The sequence below is a fragment of the Shewanella sp. Actino-trap-3 genome, from assembly GCF_002836275.1.
Classification (GTDB): domain Bacteria; phylum Pseudomonadota; class Gammaproteobacteria; order Enterobacterales; family Shewanellaceae; genus Shewanella; species Shewanella psychromarinicola.
In genome coordinates this window covers 1811737-1835134 of the sequence record NZ_PJCE01000001.1, presented here as the reverse complement: position 1 = coordinate 1835134, position 23398 = coordinate 1811737, and the positions used below count along the sequence as shown (strand labels likewise).

Annotated in this window: 23 protein-coding genes; all 23 read left to right on the top strand. The window is 43.1% G+C overall.

Features of this window, described 5'->3' with window-relative positions:
• The first annotated feature begins 30 nt into the window (after nt 1–30).
• The 23 genes from CXF80_RS07795 (at nt 31) to flhB (ending at nt 23351) form a co-directional block, all read left to right on the top strand.
• Nucleotides 31–1506 carry a flagellin gene (locus CXF80_RS07795; RefSeq protein WP_101032344.1) on the top strand — a complete coding sequence of 492 codons (1476 nt, stop codon included), beginning with the start codon at nt 31–33 and terminating at the stop codon, nt 1504–1506.
• A 254-nt stretch (nt 1507–1760) separates the two neighbouring features.
• The gene (locus CXF80_RS07790; protein ID WP_101032343.1) at nt 1761–2231 is read left to right on the top strand and encodes a flagellar protein FlaG; all 471 of its coding nucleotides are present in this window, start codon (nt 1761–1763) and stop codon (nt 2229–2231) included.
• Between the two features lie 65 nt (nt 2232–2296).
• Nucleotides 2297–3661, top strand: a complete 1365-nt coding sequence (gene fliD, locus CXF80_RS07785) for a flagellar filament capping protein FliD (protein ID WP_101032342.1) — start codon at nt 2297–2299, stop codon at nt 3659–3661.
• Between the two features lie 81 nt (nt 3662–3742).
• Complete coding sequence (locus CXF80_RS07780) at nt 3743–4087, top strand: flagella biosynthesis chaperone for FliD, FliT (RefSeq protein WP_101032341.1); 345 nt, start codon at nt 3743–3745, stop codon at nt 4085–4087.
• Nucleotides 4088–4093: 6 nt separating this feature from the next.
• The gene (fliS, locus tag CXF80_RS07775) at nt 4094–4498 is read left to right on the top strand and encodes a flagellar export chaperone FliS (protein WP_101032340.1); all 405 of its coding nucleotides are present in this window, start codon (nt 4094–4096) and stop codon (nt 4496–4498) included.
• 430 nt (nt 4499–4928) lie between these two features.
• Complete coding sequence (locus tag CXF80_RS07770; protein ID WP_101032339.1) at nt 4929–6359, top strand: sigma-54 dependent transcriptional regulator; 1431 nt, start codon at nt 4929–4931, stop codon at nt 6357–6359.
• Between the two features lie 389 nt (nt 6360–6748).
• A complete protein-coding gene (locus tag CXF80_RS07765) occupies nt 6749–7966 on the top strand; it encodes a sensor histidine kinase (protein ID WP_232772060.1) in 1218 nt (405 codons plus the stop codon).
• Entirely contained in the window at nt 7959–9308 is a 1350-nt protein-coding gene (locus CXF80_RS07760; protein WP_101032338.1) for a sigma-54-dependent transcriptional regulator, read from the top strand. Before CXF80_RS07765 ends, CXF80_RS07760 begins: the two co-directional genes overlap by 8 nt.
• A 253-nt stretch (nt 9309–9561) precedes the next feature.
• Nucleotides 9562–9903 carry a flagellar hook-basal body complex protein FliE gene (fliE, locus tag CXF80_RS07755; protein WP_101032337.1) on the top strand — a complete coding sequence of 114 codons (342 nt, stop codon included), beginning with the start codon at nt 9562–9564 and terminating at the stop codon, nt 9901–9903.
• Between the two features lie 62 nt (nt 9904–9965).
• The gene (gene fliF, locus CXF80_RS07750; RefSeq protein WP_198554816.1) at nt 9966–11642 is read left to right on the top strand and encodes a flagellar basal-body MS-ring/collar protein FliF; all 1677 of its coding nucleotides are present in this window, start codon (nt 9966–9968) and stop codon (nt 11640–11642) included.
• Nucleotides 11635–12690 (top strand): flagellar motor switch protein FliG, encoded by a 1056-nt coding sequence (fliG, locus tag CXF80_RS07745; RefSeq protein WP_101032335.1) that lies wholly within the window; start codon nt 11635–11637, stop codon nt 12688–12690. Before fliF ends, fliG begins: the two co-directional genes overlap by 8 nt.
• A gap of 166 nt (nt 12691–12856) precedes the next feature.
• Entirely contained in the window at nt 12857–14017 is a 1161-nt protein-coding gene (gene fliH / locus CXF80_RS07740; protein ID WP_101032334.1) for a flagellar assembly protein FliH, read from the top strand.
• The gene (gene fliI, locus CXF80_RS07735) at nt 13989–15329 is read left to right on the top strand and encodes a flagellar protein export ATPase FliI (RefSeq protein WP_101032333.1); all 1341 of its coding nucleotides are present in this window, start codon (nt 13989–13991) and stop codon (nt 15327–15329) included. Before fliH ends, fliI begins: the two co-directional genes overlap by 29 nt.
• A gap of 5 nt (nt 15330–15334) precedes the next feature.
• The gene (gene fliJ / locus CXF80_RS07730) at nt 15335–15781 is read left to right on the top strand and encodes a flagellar export protein FliJ (RefSeq protein ID WP_101032332.1); all 447 of its coding nucleotides are present in this window, start codon (nt 15335–15337) and stop codon (nt 15779–15781) included.
• A 405-nt stretch (nt 15782–16186) separates the two neighbouring features.
• Nucleotides 16187–17773, top strand: a complete 1587-nt coding sequence (locus tag CXF80_RS07725; RefSeq protein WP_101032331.1) for a flagellar hook-length control protein FliK — start codon at nt 16187–16189, stop codon at nt 17771–17773.
• Between the two features lie 102 nt (nt 17774–17875).
• Nucleotides 17876–18391 carry a flagellar basal body-associated protein FliL gene (fliL, locus tag CXF80_RS07720; RefSeq protein ID WP_101032330.1) on the top strand — a complete coding sequence of 172 codons (516 nt, stop codon included), beginning with the start codon at nt 17876–17878 and terminating at the stop codon, nt 18389–18391.
• Between the two features lie 45 nt (nt 18392–18436).
• On the top strand, nt 18437–19465 hold the full coding sequence (fliM, locus tag CXF80_RS07715; protein WP_101032329.1) for a flagellar motor switch protein FliM: 1029 nt from the start codon (nt 18437–18439) through the stop codon (nt 19463–19465).
• A 10-nt stretch (nt 19466–19475) separates the two neighbouring features.
• The gene (fliN, locus tag CXF80_RS07710) at nt 19476–19859 is read left to right on the top strand and encodes a flagellar motor switch protein FliN (RefSeq protein WP_101032328.1); all 384 of its coding nucleotides are present in this window, start codon (nt 19476–19478) and stop codon (nt 19857–19859) included.
• A gap of 118 nt (nt 19860–19977) precedes the next feature.
• Nucleotides 19978–20358, top strand: coding sequence for a flagellar biosynthetic protein FliO (fliO, locus tag CXF80_RS07705; protein ID WP_411741710.1), 381 nt, complete (start codon nt 19978–19980; stop codon nt 20356–20358).
• Nucleotides 20358–21119 carry a flagellar type III secretion system pore protein FliP gene (gene fliP / locus CXF80_RS07700; protein WP_164839508.1) on the top strand — a complete coding sequence of 254 codons (762 nt, stop codon included), beginning with the start codon at nt 20358–20360 and terminating at the stop codon, nt 21117–21119. The genes fliO and fliP overlap by 1 nt, the downstream gene beginning before the upstream one ends.
• Before the next feature lie 12 nt (nt 21120–21131).
• Nucleotides 21132–21401, top strand: a complete 270-nt coding sequence (gene fliQ, locus CXF80_RS07695; RefSeq protein ID WP_101032327.1) for a flagellar biosynthesis protein FliQ — start codon at nt 21132–21134, stop codon at nt 21399–21401.
• Nucleotides 21402–21404: 3 nt separating this feature from the next.
• On the top strand, nt 21405–22208 hold the full coding sequence (gene fliR / locus CXF80_RS07690) for a flagellar biosynthetic protein FliR (RefSeq protein ID WP_101032326.1): 804 nt from the start codon (nt 21405–21407) through the stop codon (nt 22206–22208).
• Nucleotides 22209–22217: 9 nt separating this feature from the next.
• Nucleotides 22218–23351, top strand: coding sequence for a flagellar biosynthesis protein FlhB (gene flhB, locus CXF80_RS07685; protein ID WP_101032325.1), 1134 nt, complete (start codon nt 22218–22220; stop codon nt 23349–23351).
• Nucleotides 23352–23398: the final 47 nt, after the last annotated feature.

Sequence of the window (23398 nt, the reverse complement as noted above, 5' to 3'; positions counted from 1 at the left end):
TCTACAGTCAGGAATACGAGGAATTAAATCATGGCTATTTCAGTAAATACTAACGTCACTTCTATGAAAGCCCAGGGCAACCTAAATAAAGCCCAAAGCGCCACTGCAACCTCTATGGAACGCCTTGCTTCGGGTCTACGCATCAACAGCGCCAAAGATGATGCTGCCGGCTTGCAAATTTCAAACCGTATGACCAGCCAAATTAATGGTATTGGTGTGGCGATGCGTAACGCTAACGATGGTATCTCTATTGCGCAAACCGCTGAAGGCGCCATGAGTGAGTCAACTAATATCTTACAACGTATGCGTGACTTGTCTTTGCAATCTGCTAACGGCTCAAACTCTTCATCGGATAGGGCCGCAATGCAAAAGGAAGTTAGCTCGTTGCAAGATGAATTAACCCGTATTGCTGAAACTACCTCATTTGGTGGTCAGAAGTTGCTTGATGGCAGTTATGGTACCCAGAAATTCCAAGTGGGCTCTGAGGCAAATGAGACGATTAGCCTATCGCTAAGTGATGTATCAGCAGACAAACTGGGTAGTCACTCGCAAACTCTATCGGGAAGCTCCGTTGGTTTAGGCCGTGGTTATGCAGCAGGAGCAGCTGACGTATCAGCAGCTAACGGCGTGACTGGTTCAACTTTGAAGGTTAATGGTACTGTGTCCAAAGACATTACCGTTACAGGCGGCGATTCAGCTAAAACGATTGCAGCTAGCATTAATGCAGAGTCTGATGCGACAGGCGTAGAAGCTAGCGCGACGACATCGCTGAAAATAGATACTCTAGGAGACCCTGGCGATATTAGTTTTACGTTAAACGGTAAGTCTGTGGCGGCAACGATTTCAGATAAGACAGATTTGAGCAGCTTGGCTGCTAACATTAATGATTTGACATCAGATACCGGTGTTACGGCATCAATTGATGATGCTGGCGCGTTAATTTTAGTGGATGATACTGGCGCAGACATGACCATCCTAGATTTTGCCAATAGTGGAACCGATAAGACCGTAAACGTAACAGCGGTAGGTGCAGATGGTGCAGATAATGGTTCTGCAGTTGCCCTTACAGGTGGTGCTGCTACTGACTCAATTAAAGTTGCCGGTGAGGTTGAACTTGACTCTCTTCAAAAGTTCAATACTCAAGCGGGCGATGTTACGACTGGGGCGACTGTGAATATAACCGGTTCAGCGCTTTCAGAGATAGCTGATGTAGATATTGGAACATCAACGGGTGCTCAGAGTGCTATTACTGTTATTGATGCTGCAATAGCTCAAATCGATGGAAATCGAGCTGATTTGGGTGCCGTGCAAAATAGAATGGACTTTACCATTAACAACTTGAGCAGTATTCAAAATAACGTGTCAGATGCGCGTAGCCGTATTCAAGATGTGGACTTTGCTTCAGAGAGTGCTGAACTCAGTAAGCAGCAAATTCTGTCACAAGCGTCGTCTTCAATGCTTGCGCAAGCGAATCAGTTACCACAAGTGGCGTTATCGCTACTGTAATTTAGCTAGTATAGTGAATAGCAGCTTGATAGTAATTGACTGAGTGGATCAGTAAAATAGCGTCAAATGGAAAAGGAAGATTCACACTGTTGGATCTTCCTTTTTGTTACTTACGCATATAAATTACAGATCTAGGGCGATTAACAGCGCTATATAGGGTGGTAACTCTTGTGAAGGAGTAATAGTTGCTTTGTTGACCAAGTAGTCCCAACGTGAAACACGTTAGAGGGAGTACAATGATTAGAGAGGATGTTATGGATAATAATTTACTGGGTATTACACATTCACCTGTAAGCCCCTCTGCAACAAATAGGCCTGTAGTTGCCCTCAATAGGCCTGAAACCGGATTAGATGCTACATCTGATACAAGTGTTACTGCACTGTTAGCGGTTGAAAAAAGCACTTATGTGGCAGAAGCCGACAAAGTGGCGCAGGCCAAGGCGCTAACTGAAACGGTAACTAAAACTGAACAATCCGTTGCGGTTAAAGATGAGCAATCCGAGGCTGAAGTATTGGCTGAAGTGGTTGAGCAGTTGTCTGAGGTGGTGACACTAATGAATAAAGGCCTCGCATTTTCGGTTGACGAAGATTCCGGCTCCGCGATTGTTAAAGTGATGGACATTGACACCGGTGAAATTATACGCCAGATCCCCAGCGATGAGGCCTTAGAGTTGGCGCAAAAGTTGCAAGATGTAAAAGGCTTGTTGCTGAAAACACAAGCATAAATGATAGGGCTGATGGTTTGATTGAAAAATCGGTTACGCTTTTTATAAGATAAGTTGAGGTGAGCATGGGGTTAACATCGGTTGGACTAGGGTCAGGCCTAGACATTAACGGTATTGTATCTGCTTTAGTTAGCTCAGAGCAGGCCCCTAAGGTAGCTCAGTTTGATTCGAAACAGGGCGCAATAACGGCTGAAATATCAGCGTTAGGCTCATTAAAAAGCGCGTTGTCGGAATTTCAAGATAGCTTAAGTTTTCTGTCCAAAACAGATTCATTCGATAGTCAGAGCGTGAAACTTTCACAAAGTACTTATTTAAGTGCATCCGTGAGTAATGATGCTGTGTCTGGCAGCTATAATGTTGCCGTTGAGCAGATAGCCCAAAGTCAAAAAATTGGCTCTTTAGCCGTAACTGATGTCACTGCGCCTTTAGATGAAGGCTCGTTAAACTTTGCCGTTGATGGTGAAAGCTTTGATATTGCGGTGACCGCAGACGATACCCTGCAATCGCTGGTGACTAAAATAAATGCGGCTGACGACAATGTAGGTGTTACCGCCACCATAGTGAACAGTGATGCCGGCGCCCAGTTAGTGCTCACCTCCAACAAAACCGGCACCGCTAATAATATGAGTGTCACCGCAACCGATACTGGCGCGGGCACTGTGCTTGCCGATACTTTTGCCATGACCGAACTACAACCCGCTAAAGATTCGATAGTCTATATCGATGGCTTAAAGCTCACCTCAAGTAGTAATAAAGTTGAGGGCGCAATTGCGGGTGTGACCCTTAATCTTAAAGATGCCGATATTGCTAAGCCAACCACATTGACGGTTGCTCAAAACACCAGCTCAGTCAAAACAGGTATAAAAGCATTTGTTGAGTCTTTTAACGCGATGTCAAAAACCATTAGTGATTTAACCAGTTACAATGCTGACACACAAAAAGCCGCCGTACTGCAAGGCGACTCCTTGCCTCGCGGGATCCAAAGCCAATTACGCGGGGTGATTTCATCGGCATTTTCAACCTCCAATGGTAATTTGTCACTGGCCTCTATCGGCATTACCACTACGCGCAGTGGTACATTAGAAATTAATGATGATATTTTAACCGAAGCGTTAAAAAATAATGTTGCTGGCATTAAAGAAATGTTTACCACTGAAGATACCGGGGTGGCGGCAAAGTTAGACGGTTACCTTGATTCGTATGTTGGCACTGGATCTATTATTGATAGCCGTGATAGCTCGCTTGATCGTAGCTTAGATCGCTTGAGCGATCAGCGAGAATCATTTGCGCGAAAAATGTCAGCATTTGAAGACCGCTTATTTAAACAGTATAACTATATGGACATGATTGTCGGTCAATTGAGCACCCAAAGTGACAATTTACAATCGCGACTGGATTCTCTCCCTGGGCTTGTGAGACAAAATGATTAATCCAATGTTTAATCCAATGTTTAATCGAATGCTACCGGTTTAATCAATCTGTTTAAAAGAGAACAGCGAGTAGACAATTATATGACGACCACAGAACAACAAGTGTTAATTGATAATTTGGATGCCATTAGCGAACAATGCAAGACGGTATTGAACAGGTTAAAAAGCAAAAATGATCTAGAAGAGTTTGATGAGTTGGTATTAAATTTGCAGGATTTGATTGTTAAGCGTCAAAATTTATTAAATGTTTTGATTGCCGACTATTCGTTTACGCAAAGAGATTATTTGGAACACCAATTAGAGCTAACATTGAGTCTTGAGGTGAAAGCAAAGTTAGTGTTGAATAATTTGCATTCTGAGATACATCTAGGAAAGAAAAACCAACGTCAACTTGATGTTTATAAAAGTATAGATTCAGATAGGTAGGTATTTATGAGAAGCTCGCTACGGTCATATCGAAAAGTTTCGCTAGAAAGCGAAATTGCGGTGGCTTCACCGCATCGCATTATACAAATGATGTTTGAAGGCGCATTGCAGCGTATTGCACAAGCTAAATATGCCATTCAGCAGAAAAGTCATGCGCAAAAAGGAGAAAATATCGGTAAAGCAATTAGTATTATTGCTGGACTGAGTGGTAGCTTAAATATGGATGCTGGCACCGAAATATCTGCTAATCTAGACTCACTTTATGAATATATGTTGAGACGATTATCTGAGGCCAATGTGGCTAATGATGTGGATATGCTCGAAGAGGTTTCTGCTTTACTCAGAACCATTAAAGAAGGCTGGGATGCCATTCCGCAAGACATGCATGAGTTAACCTCTGAAGCCAGTTAAAAATGGCTATAATGCTGTATCAAACTAAAAAGACGCTTAGCGTCTTTTTTGTTGTGTGGGTAAAATGAACGCGTTAACGTTTAGTGGGTTTGGGTTTATCATATTGGTTATTTTAACGTGGTCCAAACTTAATTGTGGTTAAAAAAGCATCGCTCTTAGCTGAAAATGATATCTGTTGTAGATAAAATGTAACTGATGCTTGCTTATGCTGAGCTGATAATACAATATTTATGACCGAGTTCGTTTTTCTTAACTGTATTTAACAGATTAACGATCCTGTTTTAGGAAAAATGCTAGAATAGCCCCCGTGTTGTATTTGTTGCCAGTATTTGTGGCAACTTTATGGCAACAATGTACTTTGGTTTTTGTTGCTGTGTGCGGCATAATCATCCCGAATAAATACCTATAACAAGAGCTTTTGGCCTTCTGAATGATGCAAATAGAACAAAGTATTTTAATTGTCGGTACCCCATCAGAGCGCGTGACTCGTTTGTGCTGCATTTTCGAATTTTTAGGCGAGCAGTGCGAAATTGTCTCTAATGAATCTTTTACAACCTTAATCGAGCAATCTCGCTATCGCGCCGTTGTTATTTTGACGGATGACATTGTCTCAGACAGTATCAAAAATATTGCCGCCATTGTGCCTTGGCAACCTATGTTGTTACTGGGTGATACCGATGCAAATTTATCAAATCTGCTCGGGACTATTGAGGAACCGGTAAATTATCCACAATTGACTGAGCTGCTGCATTTCTGTCAAGTGTTTGGCCAAGCAAAAAGACAACACACCTTAACCAGTGGTAATCAAACCAAGTTATTTCGCAGCTTAGTGGGCCGCAGTGAAGGCATTGCTAAAGTTCGCCATTTGATTAACCAGGTGTCAAGTTCTGATGCGACCGTCATCGTGCTGGGTCAATCGGGTACAGGTAAAGAAGTGGTGGCGCGTAATATCCATTATTTATCTGAACGACGTGATGGGCCGTTTATTCCGGTTAATTGTGGTGCTATCCCCGCTGAGTTACTTGAAAGCGAGTTATTTGGTCATGAGAAAGGCTCTTTTACGGGGGCGATATCAGCCCGTAAAGGCCGTTTTGAATTAGCTGAAGGTGGCACGCTATTTCTAGATGAAGTAGGTGATATGCCACTGCAAATGCAAGTGAAATTATTGCGTGTATTACAAGAGCGAGTTTTTGAACGTGTTGGCGGTAGCAAAACGATTGCCGCTGATGTTCGTATTATTGCGGCGACTCATCGCAATCTTGAAACCATGATTATAGACAACTCATTTCGTGAAGATTTATATTATCGACTCAATGTGTTTCCAATTGAGATGCCTGCACTAAGCGAGCGTCGTGATGATGTGCCCTTATTACTTCATGAGTTAGTCAGTCGAGTATTTAATGAGGGGCGTGGTAAGGTTCGTTTCACCCAACGAGCCATTGAATCGCTAAAAGAACATAATTGGTCTGGTAATGTGCGTGAATTATCGAACTTGGTTGAGCGGTTAACGATTTTGTTTCCTGGCGGATTGGTCGATGTTAACGATTTACCGCATAAGTATCGTTATATTGATGTACCAGAATACTGTGTAGAAGTCAGTGAAGAGCAGTTAGAGCGGGATGCGTTAGCGTCGATATTCAGCGATGAAGAACCTGTTGAAATACCTGAAACGCGGTTTCCGAGTGAATTACCGCCTGAAGGGGTTAAATTAAAAGACTTACTGGCGGAATTAGAAATTGACATGATCCGTCAAGCACTTGAACAACAAGATAGTGTTGTGGCAAGAGCCGCTGAAATGCTGGGTATTCGTCGTACCACATTAGTTGAAAAAATGCGTAAATATGGTTTAGGTAAAGACTAACTAAAGGCTATTGTTTTTTACTATTAGTAAACGCTATTACTAGAAACGATAGCTGAGAACCATAAGTAAAAGCCATAGCTGAAAACCATAACTAAAAGCCATAGCTAAAAACCATAGCTAAAAACCATAGCTAAAAACCATAGCTAAAAACCATAGCTAAAAACAATAATCAAAACTATACCATTGACCTAAATCATAAAAACACACCATTGAGTGTGTTTTTTTTGTTTTTAATGTTTGGTTTTATTGTTAGGTTAATGTCAGTTCAGTTCAGTTCAGTTCAGATCTTTTCAGTATTCACACACTATTCGTCAGTAATCAGCAAACAAATTGTTTGGCACAGTAAATGCATTAAGCTAGTTAAATGTTATTCTTTTGACGGAGCGACCATGTATTCAGCACGAGCGTTAACACATACAGATAATCCAGATTTTGGATTGTCTGCGTCAGCTTCGTCTAGCATCACAACTGATGCAGAGATTCAATCGTCTGCTATTGGCGCTTATTCAGTGCTACAACGAAAAGCTAATGTGCTTCGTAAAGGCGTTGCCCATTCTAGCGCGGCTGTTGCTACTCCTGTTATCAGCCCTTATTCTAGTAAGGCCGCTAATATGTCTAATCAAATGGCGCATATTCTTCAAGCCATGCCATCTGGCGTGGTGATCATTGATGGCGACGGTGTGGTAACGCTTGCTAATCCTGTTGCAACCGAACTTCTCGGGCGACCACTCCAAGGGGCACGTTGGTTTGATATTATCCATCGCGCGTTTGCCCCACAAGATGATGATGGACATGAAGTCTCCCTTAAAAATGGTCGCCGGGTAAAATTAGCGATTACCCCATTAGCACCAGAGCCGGGGCAGTTGATTGTATTAACTGATCTAACCGAAACCCGCTTATTGCAGAAAAACTTATCTCATTTACAACGTTTATCGGCGTTAGGCAAAATGGTGGCGACATTAGCACATCAGGTGCGCACCCCATTATCTGCGGCTTTGCTGTATGCCTCTAATCTTGGCAGTTCCAAATTATCGGACTCAGCACGAAGTAAGTTTCAATCTAAATTGGTTGACCGATTAAATGAGCTAGAGCGTCAAGTAAATGACATGTTACTCATGGCAAAGGGACGTCAAGAGGGAATGGCTGAATCGGTTACAATGGATGAGATTATTGGACAGGTTATGGCCAATTGCGAGCCTATTGCAGATAAAAAACACTGTCAGCTTGTGGCTGAAGACACCTCAAATTCATTGATGCTTGCCAATGCTAATGCACTCAGTTCAGCAGTGAACAATTTGGTGATGAATAGCATTGAAGCGGGCGCAACAAAAATAAAAGTCAGCGCGAGTGAAACCCCTGAAGGACTATTACTCGATGTTATCGATAATGGCAAAGGGCTCGAACCGTCAATGCAACAACAAATACTTGAACCTTTTTTTACCACTAAAAGTCAAGGTACAGGATTGGGCTTAGCGGTTGTTCAGTCGGTAGTGCATAACCATGGCGGACAAATACAGTTGTCGTGTAAACCTGGAATGGGTTGTCATATTCGATTGAGCTTTCCGCACATTAGCAAAGCAAGTGATCAGGAGGTGATGCGTGGCTGAAGCCAATATTCTATTAGTTGAAGATGATGCTGATTTACGTGAGGCATTACTCGATACGCTAATGCTCGCCCATTACGACTGTGTTGATGTTGGCAGTGCTGAAGAGGCTATTTTGGCCTTAAAAGTAACCCATTTTGATATGGTGATTAGCGATGTGCAAATGGACGGTATTGGTGGTATGGGGTTGCTGGGTTATTTACAGCAGCACCAACCTAAACTGCCAGTCTTATTAATGACCGCTTATGCCACTATTAACAGTGCGGTTAGTGCAATGAAATTAGGCGCGGTGGATTACCTTGCTAAACCATTTGCGCCTGAAGTGTTGTTGAATCAGGTGTCCCGCTATTTACCCTTAAAGCAAAACCACGATAAGCCTGTGGTTGCCGATGAGAAAAGTTTAGCCTTGTTGTCGCTGGCTCAGCGTGTGGCAGTATCTGATGCATCGGTAATGATCATGGGGCCGAGTGGCTCAGGTAAAGAGGTGCTGGCGCGTTATATTCACCAACATAGCCAACGCCATGACCAGCCGTTTATTGCGATTAATTGCGCTGCAATACCCGAGAATATGTTGGAAGCGACCTTGTTTGGTTATGAAAAAGGCGCGTTCACTGGGGCTTATCAGGCATGCCCTGGTAAGTTTGAACAAGCCCAAGGCGGCACCATATTACTTGATGAAATATCTGAGATGGAGCTGGGGTTACAAGCTAAGTTATTGCGGGTGTTACAAGAGCGTGAGGTTGAGCGTTTAGGTGGCCGTAAAACCATTAAACTGAATGTTCGCGTACTGGCAACCTCAAACCGCGATCTTAAAGCGCTGGCCACCTCGGGTGAGTTTAGAGAAGATTTATATTACCGAATTAATGTATTCCCGTTAACGTGGCCTGCGCTGCATCAACGCCCTGCCGATATTTTACCGCTGGCGCGGCATTTAATTATTAAACATGCTAAAGCACTTAATATGACCTCAGTACCACAGCTGGATGACGGTGCGACTCGGCGTTTATTAACCCATCGCTGGCCGGGTAATGTGCGAGAGTTAGACAATGTTATTCAACGGGCACTGATATTGCGGGTTAATGATGATATTGGCGTTAATGATATTATTTTAGACTCTGGCGATGTGGCGTTAGTGGCACCAGAATATGTTGACACTGATAAGTCTGCCGAATTAGAAGGCTTAGGTGGCGAATTAAAAGCCCAAGAGCATGTGATTATTTTAGAAACCCTAAATCAATGTCAGGGTAGTCGGAAAATGGTCGCTGAAAAACTCGGGATCAGTGCTCGTACGTTACGTTATAAAATGGCAAAAATGCGCGATATGGGGATCCAATTACCTGCTTAGTGCCAATGCATGTGCGAATTGATTATTTGTTCAAGCTTATTTAATTGATTGATTTTACTATCTTATTTTATCATTAAGACAAAAGGTGACCTATTTTATATGGTAAATAGGTTACTTTCGCCTGCCTGTTTTCTAATCGTTTTATAATTGTTTTCTACCTATCGCCTACTAATTGTAATATTGGCATCTAAATTGCTATAAATCATTATCAGTTATTGTTGTCGTCAAAAAGCCGACGAAAGGGAGTTACATCGTGCAGATTAGCGCAAATCCATTAATGCAAGAAATGCAGTCACTTCGTGGCGAAATAGCCCCTTCTATTGGTTCATCAATTCGTCCTAATTTAACCCAGCAAGTCAATAACACTACCGGTGCTGATTTCAGCCAGTTGTTGTCTCAGGCGGTGGGTAGCGTCAATGAACTACAACAAGCATCGTCAAGTTTAGCCTCGCGTTTAGATATGGGTGACACCACGGTTAGCTTGTCTGATACGGTTATTGCGCGTGAAAAAGCTGGCGTTGCCTTTGAAGCAACGGTGCAGGTACGTAATAAACTTGTCGATGCTTATAAAGAAATCATGAATATGCCTGTTTAGTCGCAGATCAAATAAAATAACAACATCAGATATAGCAGGTAAGTATTGTGAGCACAGACTTAATGGTAGGTTCAAATTCAACCGCTGATACCGGCGTACGGCAAGAGAACCCGTCTGGGCTTCTTGGCGGCATTGGTGGCGCCGATATGATGCGCCAAGTGATCATGATCTTGGCATTAGCGATATGTCTTGCTATGGCTGTTTTTGTGATGATGTGGGCCCAAGAGCCTGAGTATCGTCCACTGGGTAAAATGGAAACAACTGAGATGATCCAAGTCTTGGATGTACTTGATAAAAATCAAATCGATTATCAAATAAATGTCGATGTGGTGAAAGTGCCTGAAGACAAATATCAAGATGTTAAGTTATTACTCAGCCGAGCAGGTGTTCAAAGTAACACCCAAGCTAATGATTACTTAAGCCAAGATAGCGGATTTGGTGTCAGCCAACGCATGGAGCAAGCTCGCTTAAAACTCAGCCAAGAATTAAACTTGGCTCGGGCTATCGAAGAATTAAAAAGTATTAGTCGTGCCAAAGTTATTCTAGCGTTACCAAAACAAAACGTTTTTGCTCGTAATGCCTCTAAGCCAAGTGCAACCGTGGTGGTGAGCGTTCGTCGTGGTGGATTAGGCCAAGAAGAGATCGATGCGATTGTTGATATTGTTGGCTCTGCGGTGCAAGGACTGGTGCCTTCTCGCGTGACGGTGACGGACTCAAATGGTCGTTTACTTAATTCTGGTAGTCAAGATGGCACCTCTGCTCGAGCCCGTCGTGAACAAGATCTCGTGCAACAACAAGAAGCAGAATACCGTAAAAAAATTGAATCAATATTGATGCCTATTTTAGGACCTGAGAACTTTACTTCTCAAGTCGATGTCAACATGAACTTTACCGCAGTAGAGCAAACTGCAAAGCGTTATTCTCCTGACTTACCCGCTATCCGCAGCGAAATGACCATTGAGCGAAACTCATCGGGTCAAAGCTCTGGCGGTATTCCTGGTGCGTTAAGCAATCAACCGCCGACGGAGTCCGATATTCCGCAAGTGGCGGGTGAGGCGACAAGCTCAACTGTGTCAGGTGATTTTTCAAAAGAAGCCACGCGTAATTATGAGTTAGACACCACGATTAGCCACACTCGTCAGCAAATTGGTGTGGTTCGCCGCGTCAGTGTGTCAGTTGCGATTAACTTTAAACCCGGGCAAACGGATGAAAATGGTCAGGTCACTCGCGTGCCGAGAACCGAACAAGAATTAACCAATATCCGTCGTCTTTTAGAAGGCGCGGTAGGCTTTAGCACCCAACGCGGTGATGTGCTTGAAGTGGTAACGGTTCCCTTTATGGATCAGTTAATTGAAGCGTTACCAGAACCGGATATGTGGGAGCAGCCTTGGTTTTGGCGTGCGATTAGACTGGCTTTAGGTGCGATTGTTATTTTAGTGCTTATTCTGGCCGTGGTTCGACCTATGCTGAAGAAGCTAACCAATCCTAATGGGATTAAGATGCCCGATGATGTTCATCCTGGACATGAGTTAGCTGAAATTGAAGATCAGTATGCAGCCGATACCTTAGGTATGCTTAATACTAAAGAAGCGGAATACAGTTATGCCGATGATGGGTCAATTCATATACCTAATCTGCATAAAGATGATGATATGATTAAAGCAATTAGAGCAATCGTGGCCAATGAGCCAGAGCTTTCCACGCAAGTAATTAAGAACTGGTTACAAGACAATGGCTAATGAAAAAAAAGAAAGCGTAGAAAAAGCAGAAAAAGCTACGGGATTTGACCTGGATTCGGTTACTGGTGTTGAGAAAACTGCCATTTTACTGCTCAGTTTGAATGAAGCGGATGCGGCGTCAATTTTAAAACACTTAGAACCTAAGCAGGTGCAAAAAGTGGGTATGGCGATGGCGGCGATGGATGAGTTTGGTCAAGATAAAGTCATTGGGGTTCACAAGTTATTCTTAGATGATATTCAAAAATTCTCGTCAATTGGCTTTAACAGCGAAGAGTTCGTTCGTAAAGCGTTAACCGCGGCGTTAGGTGAAGATAAAGCGGGCAACTTGATTGAACAAATTATCATGGGCAGCGGGGCTAAAGGGCTTGATTCGTTAAAATGGATGGATGCCCGCCAAGTGGCGACGATTATCCAAAACGAACATCCGCAAATTCAAACCATTGTGTTGTCATATTTAGACCCAGATCAAGCCGCTGAGATTTTTAGCCAGTTCCCAGAAAATACCCGTTTAGATTTGATGATGCGTATTGCTAACCTTGAAGAGGTTCAGCCAGCGGCTTTGCAAGAGTTGAATGACATTATGGAAAAACAATTCGCGGGTCAAGGTGGAACGCAAGCAGCCAAAATGGGCGGCCTAAAAGCGGCTGCCAATATTATGAACTATCTCGATACGGGTGTTGAGAGCCAGATAATGGAAACCATGCGTGAGTCTGACGAAGAAATGGCGCAACAAATACAAGACATGATGTTTGTATTTGAGAACTTAATTGACGTTGATGACCGTGGCGTTCAGGCCCTGTTACGTGAAGTGCAGCAAGATATTCTGATGAAAGCACTTAAAGGTGCAGATGAAGGTTTGAAAGAGAAAATTCTGGGTAATATGTCTAAACGTGCAGCAGAATTACTTCGTGACGACTTAGAGGCCATGGGGCCAATTCGTATTAGTGAAGTAGAAGTGGCACAAAAAGAGATTCTGGCTATTGCTCGCCGCCTCAGTGACAGCGGTGAAATCATGTTAGGCGGAACTGGTGGCGACGAGTTCTTGTAACTCAGTATCTATATCCAAGCCATTACCGAGAGCGCTGCTTCGCTGCTAGGACGCTTCGCTGCTAGGACGCTTCGGTTCTAGGACGCTTCGGTTCTAGGACGCAGTCCGCCCTAGGTCCTTGAACCTTGCTTTTGAACAATGTTTTCAACAACATAAGTGATGAATTATGCCAGAATCAAAATCGCCTAAAAATACGCTCAATACGGATGATGAGCAAGCATTTAGGCATTGGCAATTACCTGATATGACTAAAGATAGTAGTTTAGAACCGTCAAACATGTTTGGTAAGTTTTCTGAGGCGCACACGCCGACTCCAGTTGCTGGTGCCGAGAAGTCTATGGCACCACCGACCATGGCGCAAATTGAAGACATTCGCGCAGCCGCGGAGCAAGAAGGGCTTGAGCAAGGCAAACAAGAAGGCCATCAACAAGGATTAGAGCAAGGGCGCTTAGAGGGACTGGAGCAAGGTCACCAACAAGGGTTCGCTCAAGGCGAGCAGCAAGGATTGGAGGCCGGGCAAACGAAAGTTAATGAACTTGTTGAGCAACTTAATCAAATTATTAACCAATTTGAGCGGCCACTCTCTATATTAGATAACGAAATTGAAGCTGAACTGTTGGCAATGACAATAAGCTTAGCCAAGTCGGTGATTGGCCATGAACTTAAGACGCATCCAGAACATATATTATTGGCATTTCGTCAAGGTGTTGATGCTCTGCCACTGAAAGAACAACGGGTTAAATTGCGCTTGAATCAAGCCGATGCTGAAATAGTTAACCAATGTTACAGTGCGGAACAACTGGACAAAAATCAGTGGCAAATTGATATCGATCCGTCATTATCAAATGGTGACTGTATCATTGAAAGTGTGCGTTCATCTGTCGATTTACGTGTTGAGCAACGTATTAACCAAGTGTTTAGTGAATTAGACGCCCAGTCGAATCAGTTAGCTAAGAATGTGCAACAACAAAAAGCAACTCATTCACAATATCAAACCACATCAGTCGATAATTTGAGTGAACATCAACAACCCCTTGAGCTTAACGACACCATCGACAGTACCAACCGTGCTGATAATGACCAGAATAGCCAAAGTCATACTGTTGATACGGATGCTGAAACGGTGACTCAACACATTGATGCGCCAGATCCCATTGTCGATCCACAGACAAGTGTAACGCTCGACACAAGTGCACAAGCTGATACTGTCCCAGCAGATAAAGCGGATGATACTGTCCCAACAGATAAAGCGGATGATACTCAGCAACAGACGAAAGACCTATCCCAAGGAAATACCGATGAGCACTCGTCAACATCGACTACTTAACAAATTTGCTGTGCATCATAAGCACGTATTACCGCTGCGACCAGTGGCAAGCGGGCAGTTAGTTAGGGTTGTTGGTTTAACGCTCGAGGCGACCGGATGTCGTGCACCTATTGGTAGTTTATGCTCTATCGAAACCATGGTGGGTGATTTGGTGGCAGAGGTTATCGGGTTTGATGACACATTACTGTACTTAATGCCTATTGAAGAACTCAGAGGGGTGTTGCCCGGCGCGCGCGTTAAGCCGTTAGGTGAACAATCTGGATTAAATGTTGGCTTATCATTATTAGGCAGAGTGTTAGACGGAAGTGGCTTGCCATTAGACGGTTTAGGACCGCTTAATACTGATCAATATGCTTCACGTCATGGCCCTTACATTAACCCATTATCTCGACGAGCGATTACCGAACCTTTAGATGTCGGCGTTCGTGCAATCAACTCGATGTTAACGGTCGGTAAAGGCCAGCGTATGGGCTTGTTTGCCGGTTCTGGTGTGGGTAAAAGTGTGCTGCTTGGCATGATGACGCGAGGTTCTAAAGCCGACATTATTGTGGTGGGTTTAGTGGGCGAACGTGGTCGTGAAGTTAAAGAGTTTATTGAAGAAATTTTGGGTAAAGAAGGTCGTGCGCGCGCAGTTGTTGTGGCCGCACCGGCAGATACGTCTCCCTTAATGCGCTTACGGGCTTGTGAAACGTCCACTCGTATTGCTGAGTATTTTAGAGATTTAGGTTACGATGTTTTGTTGCTAATGGACAGTTTGACGCGTTATGCACAAGCACAACGCGAAGTGGCTCTTGCGGTAGGAGAGCCGCCAGCAACCAAAGGATATCCCCCTTCGGTATTCGCTAAGTTACCGCGCCTGGTTGAACGGGCGGGTAATGGCGGTGCTGGGCAAGGTTCTATTACGGCTTTTTACACGGTATTGACTGAAGGTGATGATCAACAAGATCCTATTGCTGATGCTTCTCGCGCTATTTTAGATGGCCACATTGTGTTATCTCGTCAACTTGCCGATTCGGGTCATTATCCTGCCATCGATGTGGAAGCATCAATTAGCCGCGTAGCACCTATGGTGATCAGTGATGAACACCTAGAAGCCATGCGCAGAGTTAAACAGATGTATTCTCTGTATCAACAGAATCGAGACCTTATTTCAATTGGCGCCTACTCTCAGGGCAGCGATCCTAGGATTGATAATGCGATCCGCTTACAACCTGCAATGAATGCCTTTTTGCGTCAGGGATTTAAAGAACCAGTGACGTTTGAAGAGAGTCGAGTCATGTTGACTCAAATAGCCGCGCAGTGTCAGGGATAAAGTAAATGACTCGAACTGATCCACTATTGACGGTATTGAAGTTAGCCACTTCTGCCGAAGATCAAGCTGCTTTACAGCTTAAGTCGGCTCAATTTGAAAAGCAAAAACGCCAAGGTCAGCTGGATGCATTAAACAACTATCGCTTAGATTATATGAAACAGATGGAAGGACACACAGGAACCACGTTACGCGCAAACCAATACCATCAATTCCATCAATTTATTCGTCAAGTGGATAATGCAATAACACAGCAGGTTGGCGCGGTTCAAGATGCCGAAAAACAAGTTGGCTATCGTCAAGTTCATTGGCAAGAAACACAACAAAAACGTAAAGCGGTCGACATGTTATTAAAGCAAAAAGCCAAGAAGGCTATGGCAATAGAAGCTAAACTTGAACAAAAAAACTCAGATGAATTTGCGATGCAACAGTATTTTCGCCGAAAACTTAAATAACCCTTTGTCTTGTTAATGACCATTTATCGACTTGCAATAGACTCACTATTGACGCTTCTATTAACTCGTGAAGACGCCTTAGTCGCAAAAAATGGCAAGTTTGACAAGTCGCGATCTGCACACATCAAAATATCATGATGCGCTTGCTGGTTCGCTGATGTTTTGCTTGGTTATCTATTATGCAAAGTTCATCGAACAACCATGTGTTGGCACTTAAATTGCTTAATATTATTAATTGAAATACAAATCGTCAGTGAAGCGACGGTGGCGAGCTTATTACGAGGCTTTTGCAATCACCTTACACATATAATTGAACAGACAAATATGTGACGTATATGGAGGTGATGACCTAGCTGTTTTTAGACGATATATCACCTAACCTTGTTTAATTGAGTGGAGCAGATTATGCAGCAGATGAACAATATCTTACTTGGCAATAGCAGTAAACCTGCCGATGCGAGCACGAAGGTAAACGTGCAAGATGTTGAAAATAAATTATTTTTATCTGCTTTTAATCAAGCGAGCGAATCCGGTCTTATTTTACGGCATAACGCTAATACGGCGCAGGTGTCGTTTGATGCTGAAGCGGGGAAAGCAAATGCTGGCATCGCAAGTGAGCTGTCTACAGACGAAAATGCTGATGTTGAAATGATTTTTGCTCAACTTAATATGGCGGATTCAATCAATAAACGTCATTCCTCTGGCGGAAAAGAATTGCCACATGTCGAACAATCTGAGGTTTATTTTGACACCACATTTTCGACAGAAGCGCCAAACAGTGCTGTTGTTGAAAAGACCAATAATGATGTCGGTGTTAGTGAGTTATTTACTGATACTATTGATTTACCGGCAGATTCTATCACTACCAAAGAGGCTATTTCTCAGCTTAGCGCTGAAGAACTAGACAATTTAATGGCATTTGCTGATTTATCGGTAAAAGACTTACAAGCGTTAGACCCTCAAGCCTTAAACGTATTAATTAGTGATTTTAATCTACAAGCACCGGTTATTGATGAGTCTATTTTAGCCATGGTGGAGGCTGATATAGACAGCAGTGATGAATCTCCAGACAGCAAGCTTAATAGTGAACAACAAAACCAAATTGATAAATCAGTCGCCACCAGCGTGGCGATCCAAGGTAAAGCGAGTGCTACCGATGTTAACTCTGCACTTAATTCTGCAGCCGTTAAATCAGATATGACGGGTCCTTTAAGCTCTGGGCTTAGTCGTTCTGCCGCTTCAGTTGAAGCGACTTCAGCGATGAACGTCGATCCCAAGACTATTTTAGGTGATAACGATCGCATTAATAGCAATGTTCAAGTAGATACTGATAATGCCAAAGTACTGGCCAAAGCTGATTTTTCAGTGGTATTAGACTCCTTAGCGATAAAGCGCTCCTCCGGTGAGCCTTCAACCCACTTAACCCCAGCTAATTTTGGCTTCGATGCTGTGGCTGATGTCAGTGAAACTGACAATAAGACCTTACAAAATCACAATAGCTTTACCTCGGTCAATAAAAGTGATGTGCCGCAATTCCAGTTATCGATAAGACCGCAAGGAGAAGCTGGCGCTCAGATGCAAGAGATGATCCAGCGTTTTTCTCCGGTGATGAAACAGCAGTTAATCACTATGGTAAGTAATGGTGTTCAACAAGCTGAAATTCGGCTTGATCCAGCCGAACTCGGACATTTAACGATTAAAATTCAAATCCAAGGCGATCAAACTCAAGTGCAGTTTCATGTTGCCCAGTCGCAAACCCGAGATATCGTTGAGCAAGCTATGCCACGATTACGCGAGATGCTTGCGCAAGAAGGATTACAATTGACCGACAGTCATGTGTCCCAAGGCGATGGCGGTAGCGAACAGCAGCATGAACAATCAGGAGATCATAGTGGGGAAGGCCGCCAATTGGATGAAATTTCAACACAAGAGGTCAGCTTGCTGACAAATCCATCAAGGAGTTTACATTCAGCTATAGATTATTATGCTTAAGCAGGTAACCTATGGCAACAATATGACTTCGTAACAATAGCGAGTTATTTAGCTAAATTATAATGTTAATTACAATGTTAATCACAATGTTGATTTGGGACCATGATGGCTGAACAAGAATTAGAATTAAACGAAGTCCCAGAAAGCGGTAATAAATCCAAAAAGCTGATCATCTTTGGTGGTATTGGTTTAGTGTTGGTTTTGCTCATTGGGGGCGGATTGTGGTTTTTTATGGGTTCAAGCGAGCCTGCTTCTCCCGCAGATACCGCTATTGAAACAGAAGCACCAACAGTAAGTGCAGGAGCTGAATATGTTGGCATGCCAAGACCTTTTCTGTTTAATTTACCGGGTGTTGATCGCGCGAGACTGGTTGAAATTAAAGTCCAATTAATGGTGCGTGGCGAAGATGATAGCGTGCTTATAAAAAAACATATCCCATTGATTGAGGATGCATTATTAACCACTTTTAGTGCCGCTGATGTGCAAAAACTGAGTACCCAAGCCGGTAAAGATGAGTTACGTCAGCTAGCGTTACTTAATGTTCAAAATACATTGCAACCAGTAACGGGGGGGACAGTCGTTGAAAAGGTCCTGTTTACTGGCTTTGTAATGCAATAACCAATAACCAATAACCAAAAAAACATTAACTGCTAAGGCGATGATGTGAGTGATTTATTAAGCCAAGATGAAATTGATGCGCTATTACATGGTGTTGATGATGTCGATGATGATGAGATAGAAGAAAATAGTGCTGATGCGCAGTCTTATGATTTCTCATCTCAAGACCGAATTGTGCGTGGCCGTATGCCTACGCTTGAAATCGTTAATGAACGATTTGCACGACATTTACGCATCAGTATGTTTAACATGATGCGCCGTGCAGCCGAAGTGTCGATCAATGGCGTACAAATGCTTAAGTTTGGCGAGTATGTGCATACTCTATTTGTGCCAACCAGTTTAAATATGGTGCGTTTTAGTCCACTTAAAGGCACCGCGTTAATCACCATGGAAGCAAGATTAGTCTTTATTCTTGTCGATAACTTCTTTGGTGGCGATGGTCGTTTTCATGCCAAAATTGAAGGCCGTGAATTTACCCCAACAGAACGTCGAATTGTACAGTTATTGCTCAAAATTATTTTTGAAGATTACAAAGAAGCATGGTCGCCGGTAATGGATGTGGAGTTTGAATACCTCGACTCTGAAGTGAACCCTGCCATGGCGAACATTGTCAGTCCGACCGAAGTGGTGGTGATTAACTCATTTCACATCGAAGTTGACGGTGGCGGCGGTGATTTTCACATCACAATGCCGTATTCAATGATTGAGCCAATCCGTGAATTACTCGATGCCGGTGTTCAAAGTGATAAACAAGATACGGATATGCGCTGGTCGCAAGCATTACGTGATGAAATTATGGACGTGAAAGTGGGCATTGATGTCAACGTTGTTGAACATGAAGTGACATTACGCGATGTTATGGGCTTTAAAGCGGGCGATATAATCCCGATTGAATTACCTGAACACATTATGATGAAAATTGAGGATTTGCCGACTTATCGTTGTAAAATGGGCAAATCGCGCGATAATTTAGCGGTAAAAATCAGTGAAAAAATCCCACGGCCAGAAACGGTTAAAACAGAGCTGCAATTAGTGACTCGCAAAGGCAAGTCGCGTGATATTTCAGAGTTATAAGGTGAAGTGAATGAGCACAGAAGATACAGGCGATGACTGGGCTGCCGCAATGGCTGAGCAGGCTATAGAAGAAGCGGAACAAGTTGAGCTTGATGAGTTAGTCGATGATTCCAAACCTATTTCTAAAGAAGAAGCGGCAAAGTTAGATGGCATATTAGATATTCCGGTGACCATTTCTATGGAAGTGGGACGCAGTTTTATCAGCATCCGTAATCTACTTCAGCTGAATCAAGGTTCGGTGGTCGAACTTGACCGTGTAGCGGGTGAGCCACTGGACGTCATGGTCAATGGAACCTTGATTGCCCATGGTGAAGTGGTGGTCGTTAATGATAAGTTTGGTATCCGTTTGACGGATGTTATTAGCCAGACAGAACGAATCAAAAAACTTAAATAACTTGATTAACTAAATAAAACAATAATATAGCAAAGGTTGGGATAGTGTTGATCTTTGCTGATTTGGTTGCACATTACAAGGAATAGCAGTGGCTAATGTGATACTAATGCTCAGCGTCATGAGTGAGGCATTGAGCGCCCCTGAAGTGTCTAGCACTCTAACGAATAACCCGTTAGCTCATCCCTCTGAAGTGTCTAATGCCGCAACATTAGCCAATATGGTTGGTGGGTTAATTGCCGTATTAGCGCTTATCTTTTTGTTAGCTTACATTGTCAAACGGCTTAAATTAGTGCCTTCAAATGGCGGTGTGATTAAAACAATTGCCGTTACCCCCATAGGCCAGCGTGAGAAAGTCGTACTGGTGGAGGTCAACGGCCAGCAATATCTTCTTGGTGTGACCTCGCAACAGATTAATCTTATTGATAAGTTAGCCACCTCCGTCGATGTTCCTATTTCTTCGTTTGCCAGTCGCCTAAAACAAGCCAAGGAACAGCAATAATGAATAAGTACACAAGCGTGTTGGTGTTGGCGGTGATGGCGCTAGTGGCATTGGTTTTATCGCCCTCAGCAATGGCACAAGATGGGGTGTTACCTGCATTAACGGTCACCACAGCTGCAGATGGAACAACTGAATATTCGGTAACCATGCAGATTTTATTGCTAATGACAGCAATGAGTTTTATCCCTGCGATGGTGATAATGCTCACCTCCTTTACCCGTATAATTGTGGTGTTATCGATATTAAGACAAGCTTTAGGGTTACAGCAAACACCGTCGAATCAAGTGCTGATTGGGATTAGTTTGTTTATGACTTTCTTTATTATGGCGCCGGTATTCGATAAAATTTATGCTGAAGCTGTAGAGCCTTATATTAATGAAACGTTAACATTAACTCAGGCTTATGATGTTGGCAAAGAGCCGATTAAATCATTTATGCTGTCGCAAGTTAGGACCACCGATTTACAAACCTTCATCGAAATATCCGGATATAAAGATATTCAATCTCCAGAACAAACGCCTATTAGTGTGGTGATCCCTGCATTTATCACCAGCGAGCTTAAAACGGCATTTCAAATAGGTTTTATGTTGTTTGTGCCCTTTTTAGTCCTCGATTTGGTTGTCGCCAGTATTTTGATGGCTATGGGTATGATGATGTTGTCACCGATGATCGTGTCATTACCGTTTAAAATTATGTTGTTTGTACTCGTTGATGGTTGGGGTCTTGTCATGGGGACTTTAGCGAACAGCTTTGGAATATAAGGCGCTAAAGTTATGTCTCCAGAATCGCTAGTTGATGTTTTTCGAGAAGCATTGTCCGTTATCGTACTGATCGTGGCAGCGATTATTTTGCCCGGCTTATTTGTCGGTTTAATTGTGGCGGTGTTTCAGGCCGCGACCTCCATTAACGAGCAAACCTTAAGCTTTTTACCGCGTTTAATGATGACGTTATTCGCGTTGATGTACTTAGGCCATTGGCTGGTGCAAACCATGATGGATTTCTTTTTCGAGATGGTGAATCTCATTCCACAAGTGATAGGGTAAGTTATGAATATTTTGTTTGATGAAATCAGTCAAACAATTGCTGCTTATCTTTTGCCGTTTTTTCGTATTTCATCCATGCTCATGGTGATGGTGGTCTTTGGCGCAAATACCACGCCGGCTAGGGTTCGACTCTTGTTATCCGTGGCCATTACCGTGGCTGTTGCACCTATTTTACCCCCAGTTGTAAATGTCGAATTACTGGCATTAAGTTCCGTTTTTGTGATTGTTCAGCAAATATTAATTGGGGTGACAATGGGTTTTGTGACCTTAATGGCCATGCAAACCTTTGTGTTAACAGGGCAAATTATTGGTATGCAGACCAGTTTAGGTTTTGCTTCAATGGTTGATCCTGGTTCTGGTGCGCAAACACCCGTAGTGGGTAACTTATTTTTGTTATTGGCAACGCTTATCTTTTTGGCAGTTGACGGCCATTTATTGATGTTTCGGATGCTGGTGGCGAGTTTTGAAACCATTCCTATATCAAATCAAGGTATATCAATCGCCAATTATCGCGCCCTTGCCGATTGGGGCGGTTTCATGTTTGGCGCTGCGCTGACAATGTCAATCTCAGCTATTACTGCCTTGTTATTAATTAACTTATCCTTTGGTGTAATGACTCGCGCATCGCCGCAGTTGAATATTTTCTCTATTGGTTTCCCGGTTACCATGGTCTGTGGTTTGCTGATTTTGTGGTTAACATTGGGACCGATTATGGCGCATTTTGATGAAGTTTGGTCGGCTGCGCAGCTACTTATGTGTGATGTGCTGCAGCTTGAATGTCAACGTGATAGTTCAGTGGTATTTTAGGGGGCACAGATGGCAGAAAATGACAGTAGTCAAGAACGCGATGAAGAGCCCACCGAGAAGCGACTTGAACAAGCCCGTGAAAAAGGCCAAGTCGCCCGTTCTAAAGAATTAGGTACCGCAGCAGTATTATTGGCCGCATCGGTTGGATTTTCGATGACAGGGCCGGCTATTGCCAAAGGTCTCCATACCATAATGAAACAACTATTTACCATGGAACGCGACCAAATTTTTGATACCAACTCCATGTTTCGTGTATGGGGCGTCGTGGGGAACGAGCTTGCTGGGCCGTTAATTAGCTTTATTGCTTTACTGGCATTTGTGGCTTTTTTGGGCAATATTGTTTTAGGTGGGATCTCTTTTTCAGTCAAAGCCTTTATGCCTAAAGGCAGTAAGTTAAACCCCATGAACGGTTTTAAGCGTATGTTTGGTACCCAAGCATTGGTTGAACTGACTAAAGGTATTGCTAAATTTGTGGTGGTGGCATTATCCGCTTACTTCCTACTAAAATTTTATTTCATTGATATTTTGACCCTGTCTAGCGATCACCTACCTGGCAATATCTATCATTCTTTAGAGTTGCTCATTTGGATGTTTATCGTACTTTGCAGTTCGATGTTATTGATTGTTATTATAGATGTGCCATTTCAAATTTGGAATCACAAGAAACAATTAAAAATGACCAAGCAAGAAATTAAAGATGAGTATAAAGATTCTGAAGGTAAGCCTGAAGTTAAAGGCAAAATTAGACAAATGCAGCAGGAGATGGCGCAACGGCGTATGATGACCGAAGTGCCTAACGCTGATGTGATTGTGGTTAACCCAGAGCATTATGCTGTGGCGGTAAAATACGATGTAAGTCGCTCTTCTGCGCCATTTTTAATCGCCAAAGGTGTCGATGACGTTGCCTTTAGAATACGTGAAATTGCTCGCGAACATAATGTTGCTATTGTATCGGCCCCGCCATTAGCTCGTGCTATTTACCACACCACTAAGATTGATCAACAAGTGCCAGAAGGCTTATTTACCGCGGTCGCACAAGTACTTGCCTATGTATTTCAGCTTAGGCAATATCAAAAAGGTAAAGGTCGTCGTCCTAAAGCTATCCCACTTAGTCAGCCCATTCCTGATGATTTGAAGCATTAATCGCCACTCAATTCGCTTATGTCGTTAAATGACTACCTCTGTCTTAG